This window comes from Streptomyces endocoffeicus (assembly GCF_016741935.1).
In the GTDB taxonomy this organism is placed as follows: Bacteria; Actinomycetota; Actinomycetes; order Streptomycetales; family Streptomycetaceae; genus Streptomyces; species Streptomyces endocoffeicus.
In genome coordinates this window covers 229,922-242,468 of sequence record NZ_JAERRG010000019.1, presented here as the reverse complement: position 1 = coordinate 242,468, position 12,547 = coordinate 229,922, and the positions used below count along the sequence as shown (strand labels likewise).

Below are 12,547 nucleotides of genomic sequence, written 5' to 3'. Positions count from 1 at the left end.
ACTCGGCGAGGCCCAGATCGAACGGATCGTGGAGCTGCGGTTCGACGAGTTGCGCAAGCGGCTGGCCGAGCGCCTGATCGCCGTCGAGCTGACCCCGGCCGGGCGTGCGGTGATCGCCCACGAGGGCTACGACCCGGTGTACGGGGCCCGCCCGCTGCGCCGCTACATCTCCCACGAGGTGGAGACCCTGATCGGGCGCGCCCTGCTGCGCGGCGACGTCGATGAGGGCGCCACCGTCAAGGTGGACGGCCGGCACGGCGAGTTGGCGGTCAGCTACGAACGCCACCCGGAGATCGCCGGACTCGGGAAGGCCGCGTGAGCGCCATGCCGCACCGGACCGTACCGCCAAGCCGTCGGCCGCACCCCCCGGACCGCCCCGCGGTTCGAGGTGCGGACCGTCCCGTCCCTGCTCATCCTGGAAACGAGAAAGGGTGAACGCCATGGCCGTCGAGCCCGATCCGCATCTGTCGATGGTGCGCCAGGTCACCCCGCGCAGCCCCGAGGGGTGCGAGGAGTGCCTGCGCCTGGGGTCCCCCTGGGTCCATCTGCGGCTCTGCCTGACCTGCGGGCACGTGGGGTGCTGCGACTCCTCGCCGCTCAAGCACGCCCGAGCCCACGCGTACGCCGAGGAACACCCCATCGTCGAGCCCATGGAACCGGGCGAGACCTGGCGGTGGTGCTACGCCCACGAGGCCATGGCCTGATGTCGGGCGAGGACCGGCCCCCGGACACCGCGGCGGAGGGCGCGGCACCGGACGAGACCCCGGATCTGTACGGCGCGTTTCCGCGGCTGACGGACCAGCAGATCGCGTTCCTCTCCGCACACGGCACCCGCCGGCCGGTGGCGGCCGGTGAGGCGGTCATCCGCGAGGGCGACCGGGGCACGGACTTCCTGGTCGTCCTCAGCGGCACCATCGCGATCACCGAGCAGCACGGCACCCCGGACGAGCGGGTGCTGAGGGTGCACGGCCCGGGGCGCTTCCTCGGCGAACTGGCCCTGCTCCAGGGGCAGGCGGCCTTTTTCGCCGCCCACGCCCGGGAGGCCGGGGAGGTGCTGGCCGTCCCGGTGGACCGGCTGCGGGTGCTGGTGGCCCGCGCCCCCGTCCTCGGCAACCTCATCCTCCGCGCCTATCTGGGCCGCCGCGCCCTGCTGGTCGGGGCGGGCGCCGGGTTCCGCATCCTCGGCTCTCGCTACTCGCCCGACACCCGGCGGCTGCGCGAGTTCGCGGCCCGCAACCATCTGCCGCACCGCTGGATCGACCTGGAGGCGGACCAGGAGGCCGAGACGCTGCTGCGCCGCGTCTCGGTCAGCCCGGAGGACACCCCGATCGTCATCTGGCGCGAGCACCAGGTGCTGCGCAACCCCGACAACGCCGAACTGGCCCGGCTCATCGGCCTCTCCCCGTCGGCGGGCACCTGCGGCCACTGCGATCTGCTGGTCGTCGGCTCCGGCCCGGCCGGGATCGCCGCCGCGGTCTACGGCTCCTCCGACGGTCTTGGCACCACGCTCGTGGACGCCTTCGCCACCGGCGGCCAGGCCGGCACCTCGTCCCTGATCGAGAACTACTTCGGCTTCCCGGCCGGGATCTCCGGCTCCGAACTCGCCGAGCGCGGTGTGCTCCAGGCGCGCATGTTCGGGACCCGGATGAGCGTCCCGGCGGAGGCCACCTCCCTCGAACCGGACGACGGCCACTACCGCGTCACCTTCGCCGACGGCGGCGAGACGCGGTGCCGCACCGTCGTCCTGGCCACCGGCGCCCGGTACCGCAGGCTGGAGGTCCCCGGGATCGAGCGGCTGGAGGGGGCGAGCGTCTACTACGCGGCCACCGTCTACGAGGCGCGGCAGTGCGGCGAGGACCCGGTCGTGGTGGTCGGCGGCGGCAACTCCGCGGGCCAGGCGTCGCTCTTCCTCGCCGAACGGGTGCCCCGGGTGCACCTGCTGATCAGGGGCTCGTATCTGGGCTCCCGGATGTCCCGCTATCTGGTCGACCAGATCGAGCGCCATCCGCGGGTGACCGTGGCCCTGGACACCGAGGTCCGCGAGGTGCGCGGCGACGACTCCCTGCGGGCGGTCGTGGTGGAGCGGCGCCGCACCGGGGAGCGCCGCGTCCTGGACGCCTGCTCGCTGTTCGTCTTCATCGGGGCCAAGCCCTGCACCGCCTGGCTCGCCGGCGCCCTGGCCCTGGACGACCGGGGCTTCGTGCTGACCGGCGCCGAGGCCGAGGCACGGGCGGCGGCCGGTGTCTGGGAGGGCCAGGGCCGCCGCTGTCTGCGACTGGAGACCAGTCTGCCGGGGGTCTTCGCCGCCGGTGATGTGCGCAGCGGCTCGGTCAAGCGGGTGGCCTCGGCGGCCGGTGAGGGGGCGATGGCCGTCCACCACGTCCATGACCACCTCGGCCACACCGCCGCCGACCTGACCCGCCCGGGCGGCGATCCGACACCCATCCGCCACCCCAGCGCCCCAGGAGGCTTCTGAGGCACCGAAAGGACGAACACGATGGTTGCGACAGGCTTTCCCGCGTTCGACACGACCGTCGACAAGACCAACCGGCTCCTCAAGACGATCGAGGACGCGTACGGCTGGCCCAAGGAGCGCCGTAAACAGTCCTACGCCGCCCTGCGCGCGGTGCTGCACCAGCTGCGGGACCGGCTGACGGTGGACGAGGCCGTCCAGTTCGGCGCACAGCTCCCGATGCTGGTGCGCGGCATGTACTACGAGGGGTGGAGACCCGCGGAGACGCCCGTGAAGATGCACAGCGAGGAGTTCTTCCAGCGGATCAGGCACGACTTCCCGTACTCGATCCAGGGCGACACCGAACAGCTGGTCCACACCGTCCTGGAGGCCCTGCAGCGCCATATCAGCGAGGGCGAGTGGGATGATCTCCGGGGCCGGATGCCCGCCGACCTGGTCACGGTCATACCGGCGTAGCCCCGTAGCCCCGTAGCCCCGTAGCCCCGTAGCCCCGTAGCCGCGTAGCCCCGTAGCCCCGTAGCCGACTCCGGCCCACTGGACCGCCTGGTGGTACCGTCGCACCGATGGGCGGCTCATGCGGTGTGCGGCGAGGAGGATGGCGATGGGGACGGCGGCCGGAGAGGGCGGCGAGGGAGTACGGAGCGTCCTGCGCGCACTGGATCTGCTCGCCCTGTTCGACGAGTCCCACCGCTCCCGCAGCGTACGGGAGTTGACGGACGCCACCGGGCTGGCCAAGTCCACCGTGGTCCGGCTGGTGGCCACGCTGGAGCAGCGCGGGCTGCTGTGGAGCCGGGGGGACGGCCGGCTCACCCCCGGCGCGGGTCTGCTGCGCTGGGCGGCGCTCGCCCAGGACGCCTGGCGGCTGCCCCCGGAGGCGGTGGAGTGTCTGCGCGTCCTCTCGGTCCGGTCGGGTGGCGAATCCTCCCGGATCTACATCCGCCAGGGTGGCTCCAGGGTGTGCGTGGCCCAGCACGAGGGCACCCAGCAGCTGCGCCATGTGGTGCGCATCGGCGAGGAGATGCCCCTGTGGGCCGGTGCCTCCGGGCACGTCCTGCTCATCGGCGGCTCGTCCCGGACGCTGAGCCGGGTGGCCTCGGCGGCCGGGCGCGGCCCCGACTTCGCCTCCGTCCTGGAGACCCGGGCGCGCCTCGCCGCGGAGCGGGGCTGGGCGGTCAGCCACGGTGAGCGCGAGGACGGGGTGTCCGCCGTGGCCGCACCCGTCACCGACGCGGCCGGGCAGGTCGTCGCCGCGGTGGGCCTCGGCGGGCCCACCAGCCGCTTCACCGATGAGCGCGTCGAGTCCTTCCGCCCGGCGCTGACCGAGGCCGCGAAGCGGCTGTCGGAGCTGGGGTTCCTCGGCGGGAGCGGCTGACGTTCAGGCGCTCCCGGAGCCTCAGGCGCTTCAGGCGCTTCCGGCACTTCCGGCGCTGTTCCCGCCGCCCTCCGGCCGGTCGAGGTTCCGGGGCGCGGGGCCCTCGTACGAGGGCAGCAGCCGCCGGGGCAGCGGGCCCTTGATCCTGGCCCCGCCGGACTTCTCCTCCCAGGCGTGGGAGAGGATGCCGACGCTGCGGGAGAGCACGAACAGCCCGCGTCCGAGCTCGGGCGGAAAGCCGAGTTCGCTGTAGACGATGGCGGTGGCGCCGTCGATGTTCATCGGCACGGGGCGGCTGCGGCCCTCCGCCAGCGCGCGTTCCAGGGCCGTCCCGGCGCGCAGCGCCCAGCCCGGCGCCTCGCCGTCCGCCACCGCCGCGCCCACCAGGTCGAGCAGCGGGGTCCGGCGCGGGTCGTACGGGTGGAAGCGGTGGCCGAAGCCCGGGACATGGGAGCGCGTGGCGCGGTACTCCGCCACCAGGTTCTTCGCGGCGTCGTCGAGGTCCGCCCCCGCGGCCACGGCCTCCTCCAGCCCGGCCAGGACCTCCATGCACTGCTGACCGGCCCCGCCGTGGACGTCCCCCAGCAGGTTCACCCCGGTGGCCACCGCGTTGTTCAGCCCCAATCCGCAGGTGGCCGCCATCCGGGCGGCGGCGATCGACGGGGCCTGGGGCCCGTGGTCGACGGCGGCGACGAGCGCGGCCTCCAGCAGCCGGCCCCGCGTCCGGGTGGGCAGCTCGCCGCGCAGCAGCAGCCAGACGGTCTCGGCGAACGACACCTGGCCGATCAGCTGCTCGACCGGGTAGCCGCGCAGCAGGATCTCGCCCGGCCGGATGCGGCTGACGGCGGTGGCCCACCAGTCGGTGACGTCCTGTGGAACCGTCGTGGCCGTTGGCTCTCCGGACGGGCGGGTCATATCGCACCACGCTCCCTCATCGCGTCGATCTCCTTCGGGGTGTAGCCGAGTTCGGCCAGGACCTGGTCGGTGTGCTGGCCCAGGAGCGGGGGCGGGGCGGTCGCGGCCGCCGGTTCGCCGTCGACCCGGAACGGGCTGCCCAGGACGCGCAGTTCGCGCCCGCGCCCGTCCGGGAAGGGCAGCGTGCGGACGAAGTCCCGCTCCGCGAGCTGCTCCAGGCCCAGCGCGTCGGGTACGGACAGCACCCGCGCGGCCGGTACCCCGGCGTCGGCGAGGATCTCCTCCCACTCCCCCGCGGTCCGCGCGGCGAGCCCCTTCTCGATCTCGGCGCGCAGCTCCTCGCGGTGGGCCTTGCGGTCCGCGGGATGCGCGAACCGCTCGTCGTCCAGCAGTTCCGCACGGCCGATGAGCCGGCACAGGGTGGCGAACTGCCGCTGGCGGTTGGCCGCGATGTTGAGGTGTCCGTCCGCCGTGCGGAACGTCCCCGACGGCGCGGCGGTGAAGTTCTCATTGCCCATGGGCCGCGGCGGGCGGCCGGTGATCAGGTAGTTGGAGGTCACCCACCCCATCGCGGTGAGCGCGGCCTCCAGCATGGAGACGTCCAGATACGCACCGCTTCCGGTGCGCTCCCGGCGTACCAGGGCCGCCGCCACGGCGAAGGCGGCAGCCATGCCGCCCAGGGTGTCGGCGACCGGGAAACCGGCGCGCAGCGGGCTGATCTCGGGGGTGCCGGTCACGCTCATCATCCCGGAGAGGCCCTGCACGATCTGGTCGTAGGCGGGCCGGGCGCGCAGCGGTCCGGTCTGGCCGAAGCCGGAGACGGCACAGTAGATCAGCCGCGGGTTCTCCCGCATGAGGACCGCGCGGCCGAGGCCCAGCCGGTCCATCACCCCGGGGCGGAAGTTCTCGAGGAGGACGTCGGACTCCCGCACCGCGCGCAGCAGGGCCGCGCGCCCCTCGTCCTCCTTGAGGTTCAGGGTCAGCGAGCGCTTCCCGGCGTTCTGGGCCAGGAACGACGCGCCCAGCAGATCCTCGCTCAGCTGCCGGTCGGCGCCCAGTTGGCGGGCCAGGTCCCCGGCCCCCGGCATCTCGACCTTGAGGACGTCGGCGCCATGGAGGGCGAGCTGATATCCGGCGAAGGGCCCGGCGAGGACATTGGTCAGATCCAGGACCCGGATGCCGTCGAGCAGGGGTGGCGGGGCGGCGGGGGCGGGCGTGCTCAACGGAGGACCTCCAGCGCGAATCGGGGCGTGACCCCTTGCCACGGGGTGTGTGCCTCCATAACATCACCGAACCACCAAGCGGCACAAGCGAACCACACAGTGGTACTCGAACCGCACAGTGGTACTCGATCCACGGTGACAAGGGAGTCCCCCAATGACGCACACCGGCAGTTCCGCCACCAGAAGGCCGGTCTTCCAGCCCAAGGTCGCCCTCGCCGCCGTCTTCGGCACCACGGTGGAGTGGTACGACTTCGCCCTCTACGGAACCGCGGCCGCCCTGGTCTTCAACAAGGTCTACTTCCCGGACAGCGAGCCGCTGGTCGGCACGGTCCTCGCCTACGGCACCTTCGCCATCGGCTTCCTCGCCCGGCCCCTGGGCGGCGCCTACTTCGGGGAGCGGGGCGACACCCAGGGACGCAAGGGCGTGCTGGTCGCCACCCTGCTGATGATGGGGCTCGCCACCACGGCCATCGGCCTGCTGCCGACCCACGCGCAGATCGGCGTCGCCGCGCCGGTGCTGCTGACACTGCTGCGCTTCGTCCAGGGCTTCGCCGCGGGCGGCGAGAAGACCGGAGCGCTGATCATCCTCTTCGAGAACGCACCGCCCAAGTGGCGCGGACTGCTCACCTCACTGCCCGCGATCGGCACCGGCACCGGCACCCTCCTGTCCACCGGCGCCTTCGCGCTCACCACCGGGCTGCTGTCCGAGGACGCCTTCCTCTCCTGGGGCTGGCGGATTCCCTTCCTGCTCAGCGCCGGTCTGACCTTCTTCGGCCTCTGGGTGCGCCGCTCGCTGCCGGAGACCGCCGAATTCCAGCAGGTGCGGCAGGACACCCGGCAGGCGGGCCGGAGCGCCGCGAAGTCCGGCCGCCCGCTGCGGCAGCGGATCGCCGGGAGCCGCTGCGTCGCCGCCTGGCGCCGCTACCCCAAGGAGATGCTCATCGTGATCGGCGCGGGCGCCGCCGAGAACGCGGGCTACTACGTCTTCGGCACCTTCTCGGTCACCTACGCCGAGGACCGCGGGCTGCCGACCGCCGCGCTCCTCAGCGGCATCTCGCTGGTCGCGGCCGTGAAACTGGTGACGGTGCCGGCCTTCGGCGCGCTCTCCGACCGCGTCGGGCGGCGCCCGGTCTCGATCGGCGGGGCCCTGGTGCTGCTGGCCGCCGCATGGCCGTTCTTCACGGTGATCGACGGCGGACACACCTGGGCCATCTGGCTCGCGCTCTTCCTCACCCTGGGCATCGGCCAGTCCGCCGTCCTCGGCTCCCAGCCCGCGTTCTTCGCCGAACTCTTCGACACCACGGTCCGGTTCAGCGCGGTCGGCATCGCCAACAACATCGGCACCGTGCTCACCGGCGGCCTCGCGCCCATGCTCGCGTCCGCCCTGCTGCTCTGGTTCGACCACAGCGTCACCGGCGTGGTCGTCTTCATCGCCCTGATGAGCGCGCTCACCGTGGTCACGGTGGCACTGGCGCGGGAGACGCGCGGGGCCGCCGACCCGGCCGAGGAGACGGCCGCACCGGAGCAGAACCTCCAGGCGGCGCCGTGATCCCCGGTCAGGCACTCCCCTCGTCCCCGATCGGGCACTCCCTGGTCGCGGTCAGGCACTCCCCTCGTCCCCGAGGAACGCCCGCAGCTGGCGCAGCGTCTCGTCCGGTGCCTCCTCGGGGAGGTAGTGGTCGCACGGCAGGGCCTGCCCGCGCACATCGTCGGCGTAACCGCGCCAGACCTCCGGTACGTCGTAGTGGTGGCCGACGAAACCGTGCGCGCCCCACAGGGCCAGCAGCGGTGCGGTGACCCGGCGGCCCGCGGCGGCGTCCGCGTCGTCGTGGACCAGGTCGATGGAGGCGGCGGCGCGGTAGTCCTCGCAGCTGGCGTGGATGGCCGCGGGATCCGAGAAGCAGCGGATGTACTCGGCCTGAGCCGCCTCGTCGAACGGGGTTCCGCCACGGTGGCGCGCCCCCATCCGGGTGCGGATCCAGAACGCGGGGTCCTGGCCGATGAGGTGCTCCGGGATGCCGTGGTCCGCCGCCAGGAAGAACCAGTGGAAGTAGCCGAGACCGAAGTCCTTGTCGGCGTGCTGGAAGACGTACCGCGTGGGCACGATGTCCAGGACCGCGAGCGCGGAGACCGCCCGCGGATGGTCGAGCGCCATCCGGTGGGCCACCCGGCCGCCCCGGTCGTGGCCGACCACCGCGAACCGGTCGAAGCCCAGCTCCCGCATCACCAGCAGCTGATCGCGTGCCATGGCCCGCTTGGAGTACGTGCTGTGCTCGGCGTCGGACCCGGGCTTGTCGCTGTCGCCGTAGCCGCGCAGATCGGTCAGGACCACGCGGTGGGTGGCGGCGAGCGCCGGGGCGATGTGGTGCCAGATCGCATGGGTCTGCGGATAGCCGTGCAGGAGGAGGACCGGCGGCCCGTCCCCGGCGGTGCGTACGTTGATTCCCACCCCCTCGACATGGACGGTGCGGCGGTCGAAGTCGCCCAGCAGCTGATCGCTCATGGCCCGATCCCAGCAGCCGCCCGCGGTGCGCGTCCAAGACCCGTTGACGACAATGCTTATAAGCAACACCTATGGACGTGTGCGGGCGCCGAAGATGCCAAAGGTGCCGAAGACGCCGAACGTGCCGAAGGTGGCGGGAGCGGCGAGGCGCGGGGAGGCGGCGCGGTGGATGTGCGGCAGCTGGAGTACTTCCTGGCCGTGGTGGACCACGGCGGATTCAACCGGGCCGCCGCCGCGCTGTATCTGTCCCAGCCGTCCCTCTCCCAGGCCGTCCGCGCCCTGGAGCGCGACCTGGGCAGCGACCTCTTCCACCGCATCGGCCGCCGGGCGGTCCTCACCGACGCGGGCACGGCGCTGATCGGACCGGCGCGGGAGGCGGTGCGCAGCCTCCAGCTCGCACGGGCCAGTGTGGAGTCGGTGCACGGGCTGCGCGGCGGCCGGGTGGACATCGCGGCCCCGCCCTCCCAGGCCGTGGAGCCGCTGGCGGGGATGATCGACCGCTTCGCCCGCGCCCATCCCGCGGTGTCCGTACGCGTACAGGCCGCGTTCACCCCGCGCGATGTGACGGAGATGGTGCGCACCGGCGTATGCGAGCTGGGGCTGCTGGCCTCCCCCGACCCCGTACCGCAGGGCGATGTGCGCACCTATCCGCTGGTCGAGCAGCGCTTCGTGCTGCTGGCACCCCCGGACGGGCCGTTCCGCCCCGGGGTGCCGGTGCGCCATGAGCAGCTGTCCGGACACCGGCTGATCGTGGGCCAGAAGGGCACCGGGATGCGCCGCTACGTCGACGACCTGGTGGCCGAGGGCGTCGCGCTGACCGTCGTGGTCGAGACCGAGCACCGGGTGTCGATCCTGCCGCTGGTGCTGCGGGGCGTCGGCCTGGCGGTGGTGGCCGACGCCTGGCGCGGCCTCGCGGAGCGGGCGGGGGCCCTGGTCCTGGAGCTGGAGCCGAGCACCAGTCTGCATATCGCCCTGGTCAGCAGGCGGGCCCCGCTGACACCGGCGGCGGAGGCGTTCGTCGGCACCGCAATGGAATCTCATGGAAGCTCATAGGGCTGTCCTATAGGGCTGGCCTATAAGACCCATGCGATCTGCGTCTTGGACGCGGAAGTCGCTCCCCTGCTGCAATCCCCTCCATGACCTCCATGACCTCCATGACGAACCGCCGCACGACCACCACCCACCGCATCGCCCTGATCCCCGGCGACGGCATCGGCAACGAGGTCATCCCGGCCGCCCGCCGCGTCCTGGACACCGTCGCCGCCCGGCACGGCCTCGGCTTCACGTACGAGACGTTCGACTGGTCCTGCGAGCGGTACGCCGACCTCGGCGCGATGATGCCCGACGACGGTCTTGACCAGCTGCGCGGCCATGACGCGATCCTGCTCGGCGCGGTCGGATACCCCGGTGTCCCCGACCATGTCTCGCTGTGGGGCCTGCTGATCCCCATCCGCCGGGGCTTCCAGCAGTACGTCAATCTGCGCCCCATCCGCGTCTTCGAGGGCGTGCCCAGCCCGCTGCGCGACGCGGGCCCCGGCGATGTCGACCTCGTCGTCGTCCGGGAGAACGTGGAGGGCGAGTACGGCGAGATCGGCGGCCGTCTCGGGCGGGGGCTGCCGGAGGAAATGGCCGTCCAGGAAGCGGTGTTCACCCGCAAGGGCGTCACCCGCGTCCTGGACTACGCCTTCGCCCTCGCCGAGCGGCGCGGCGGCCGGCTCACCTCGGCCACCAAGTCCAACGGCATCATCCACACCATGCCGTTCTGGGACGAGCTGGTGGCCGAACGCGCCGCCGCGCACCCGGAGGTGGCCTGGGACCAGGAGCACATCGACGCCCTCGCGGCCAAGTTCGTCCTCGACCCGCGGCGGTTCGACGTCGTCGTGGCCTCCAACCTCTTCGGCGACATCCTCAGCGACCTCGCCGCCGCGGTCGCGGGCAGCATCGGCATCGCCCCCGCGGCCAACCTCAACCCCGAACGCGACTTCCCGTCCATGTTCGAGCCCGTCCACGGCTCCGCCCCCGACATCGCCGGACGCGGTATCGCCAACCCGCTCGGCGCGATCTGGTCCGCCGCCATGATGCTCGACCACCTCGGCCACCCCGAGGCGGCCACCCACGTCACCGACGCCATCGCGACCGTCCTGGCGAAGACCCCCGTCCGCACCCCGGACCTGGGCGGCACGGCCACCACCGAGGAGTTCACCGACGCGCTGCTCGAACTGCTCCGATGACAGAATGACCGCATGGCGATAAATCAGCCATGGGCAGGGCTCCATGGTGACCTGCTGGCGGCGAAGGCACTGGTGTACGACCCGAATGGTTTTGCCTGTTCGCCGCCGGTGCCCGAACCGGAGAGCGCCGAATACGCGGCGTGTCGGTTCACGCTCGACGGCCGTTCAGTCCGGTTCCGCGTGGCCAAAACCACCCCGACGAAGGTGGGGCAGTTCGTCACCGTGTGGCAGCGGTCCGAGGACGGGCCGATCCGGCCCTTCGACGCCGACGACGGGGTGGACCTCTTCGTCATCAGCAGCCGGGACGAGCACGGCTTCGGACAGTTCGTGTTCCCGTGCGAGGTGCTGTGCGAGCGCGGCATCGTCTCCCGTGACGCAAAGGGTGGAAAGCGAGGGTTCCGGGTCTATCCGCCGTGGGTGACCACGGCCAACCGGCAGGCCCGCGGCACCCAGGCATGGCAGGTGAACCACTTCTTCCACCTCGGCCAGGACGGTCCCGGCGACCCGGCCCGCGCCCGCGCCTGCTACCGGCCGTAGTGGGGTTGTCCCCAGGACGATGGGGGTGGCTGGCCGGATCGATCCCGGGCTCGGCGGTCTCTAACGTGACCATTCGGTCGCGATGGGGCTTCGAGCTTCGAGGGGGGTCACATGAAGGTGGTCAAGCGCAGGCGGGTACTGAGTGGCGGACTCACACTGGCGGCGGTGGGGGGAGTCGCGGCGGCGGCACCGAGGAGTGACGACGCGCCGCGGCAGAACACCGCCGCCACGGCCACCGCGGCCGACCACAATCTCCGCCTGCGCGAAATCCTGCACCGGCTGACCACGGTCGACGGCGCGCCCGGAGCGCTCGTGGAGACCCGGAACCGGCACGGCAGCACGGTCCTGACCAGCGGCGTCGCGAACGTGAAGAGCCACGCGCCGATACGCCGCGACAGCAGGTTCCGGATCGGCAGCATGACCAAACCGTTCGTGGCGACGGTCGTGCTCCAGCTGGTGGGAGAGCGTCGCGTCGCCCTCGACGCGCCGGTGGAGCGCTATCTGCCCGGTGTCATCCGCGGACACGGGAACGACGGGCGGATCATCACCGTCCGCCAGCTGCTCCAGCACACCAGCGGCATCCCCGACTACCTCGCCCACCTCACCCCGCGGGAGATCCTCAAGGACCCCCTCGCCCACCACGACACCCGCGACCTCGTGAACATCGCACTCGCCCACCCCCCGACCTTCGAGCCCGGCACGGACTGGCGCTACTCCAACACGGACTACCTGCTGGCCGGCCTGCTCATCGAAAGGGTCACCGGCCATACGTACGGCGAGGAGATCCACCGGCGCGTCATCACGCCACTCGGGCTGCACGAGACATACGTACCGGGCGACACCCCGACGATCCCCGGACCGCATCCGCGCGGCTATGTACGGCCGGGCGAGAACGCGCCGCTCAGGGACATCACCGCCATCAACCCCTCGGTCGCGGGCGCGGGCGGCGGCATGATCTCCAGCGGCACCGACCTCAACCGCTTCCTGGACGCACTCGTACGCGGCAAGCTGCTGCGCCCGGCCCAGCAACGGCAGATGATGACGACCCGCCCGACCGGCAACCCCGACGGCCGGGCGTACGGCCTCGGTCTGGAGAGCAGGCCGCTGCCCCGCGGCGGCCTCTACTGGGGCCACGGCGGCGACATGCTCGGGTACAGCACGGTGGGCGGCGCCACGGCCGACGGCAGGCAGGCGACGGTCGTGGTGAACCTCAACCCGGGCGGTACGGACGCCCAGGACGCCGATATGAAGGCCGCCGTCCAGACGGCCCTCTGCGAAAGCCGCCGCCGATGA

Annotated in this window: 13 protein-coding genes; 10 read left to right on the top strand and 3 right to left on the bottom strand. The window is 72.4% G+C overall.

Annotated elements, in window-relative coordinates; genetic code table 11:
* From JK364_RS36700 to JK364_RS36680, 5 genes are all read left to right on the top strand, one after another.
* Positions 1 to 319, top strand: a 319-nt coding sequence (locus JK364_RS36700) for a ClpB D2-like domain containing protein (protein WP_504942312.1), incomplete at its 5' end; no start/stop codon positions are given.
* A gap of 121 nt (positions 320 to 440) precedes the next feature.
* A complete protein-coding gene (locus JK364_RS36695; protein ID WP_201855696.1) occupies positions 441 to 704 on the top strand; it encodes a UBP-type zinc finger domain-containing protein in 264 nt (87 codons plus the stop codon).
* Complete coding sequence (locus JK364_RS36690) at positions 704 to 2,476, top strand: FAD-dependent oxidoreductase (protein WP_201855695.1); 1,773 nt, start codon at positions 704 to 706, stop codon at positions 2,474 to 2,476. The genes JK364_RS36695 and JK364_RS36690 overlap by 1 nt, the downstream gene beginning before the upstream one ends.
* Before the next feature lie 21 nt (positions 2,477 to 2,497).
* Positions 2,498 to 2,929, top strand: a complete 432-nt coding sequence (locus JK364_RS36685; protein ID WP_201855694.1) for a DUF2267 domain-containing protein — start codon at positions 2,498 to 2,500, stop codon at positions 2,927 to 2,929.
* 145 nt (positions 2,930 to 3,074) lie between these two features.
* A complete protein-coding gene (locus tag JK364_RS36680; protein ID WP_201855693.1) occupies positions 3,075 to 3,845 on the top strand; it encodes an IclR family transcriptional regulator in 771 nt (256 codons plus the stop codon).
* Positions 3,846 to 3,875: 30 nt separating this feature from the next.
* Here JK364_RS36680 and JK364_RS36675 read toward each other — a convergent pair whose 3' ends face one another.
* A complete protein-coding gene (locus tag JK364_RS36675; RefSeq protein ID WP_201855692.1) occupies positions 3,876 to 4,760 on the bottom strand; it encodes a citryl-CoA lyase in 885 nt (294 codons plus the stop codon).
* Positions 4,757 to 5,983, bottom strand: coding sequence for a CaiB/BaiF CoA transferase family protein (locus JK364_RS36670; protein WP_230993026.1), 1,227 nt, complete (start codon positions 5,981 to 5,983; stop codon positions 4,757 to 4,759). Before JK364_RS36670 ends, JK364_RS36675 begins: the two co-directional genes overlap by 4 nt.
* 154 nt (positions 5,984 to 6,137) lie before the next feature.
* On the opposite strand from JK364_RS36670, the gene JK364_RS36665 reads away from it, so the two are divergent.
* Positions 6,138 to 7,532 (top strand): MFS transporter, encoded by a 1,395-nt coding sequence (locus tag JK364_RS36665; protein WP_201855690.1) that lies wholly within the window; start codon positions 6,138 to 6,140, stop codon positions 7,530 to 7,532.
* 51 nt (positions 7,533 to 7,583) lie between these two features.
* Here the strand turns inward: JK364_RS36665 and JK364_RS36660 are convergent, their stop codons facing one another.
* Positions 7,584 to 8,486 (bottom strand): alpha/beta fold hydrolase, encoded by a 903-nt coding sequence (locus tag JK364_RS36660; protein WP_201855689.1) that lies wholly within the window; start codon positions 8,484 to 8,486, stop codon positions 7,584 to 7,586.
* Between the two features lie 165 nt (positions 8,487 to 8,651).
* Here JK364_RS36660 and JK364_RS36655 point away from each other — a divergent pair, with 165 nt between their 5' ends.
* From JK364_RS36655 to JK364_RS36640, 4 genes are all read left to right on the top strand, one after another.
* A complete protein-coding gene (locus JK364_RS36655) occupies positions 8,652 to 9,539 on the top strand; it encodes a LysR family transcriptional regulator (protein ID WP_201855688.1) in 888 nt (295 codons plus the stop codon).
* A gap of 83 nt (positions 9,540 to 9,622) precedes the next feature.
* On the top strand, positions 9,623 to 10,717 hold the full coding sequence (locus tag JK364_RS36650; protein WP_307841480.1) for a tartrate dehydrogenase: 1,095 nt from the start codon (positions 9,623 to 9,625) through the stop codon (positions 10,715 to 10,717).
* A gap of 12 nt (positions 10,718 to 10,729) precedes the next feature.
* Entirely contained in the window at positions 10,730 to 11,254 is a 525-nt protein-coding gene (locus JK364_RS36645) for a MepB family protein (RefSeq protein WP_201855687.1), read from the top strand.
* 111 nt (positions 11,255 to 11,365) lie between these two features.
* Positions 11,366 to 12,547: a serine hydrolase domain-containing protein gene (locus JK364_RS36640; protein ID WP_230993025.1), complete on the top strand. Its 1,182-nt coding sequence runs from the start codon at positions 11,366 to 11,368 to the stop codon at positions 12,545 to 12,547.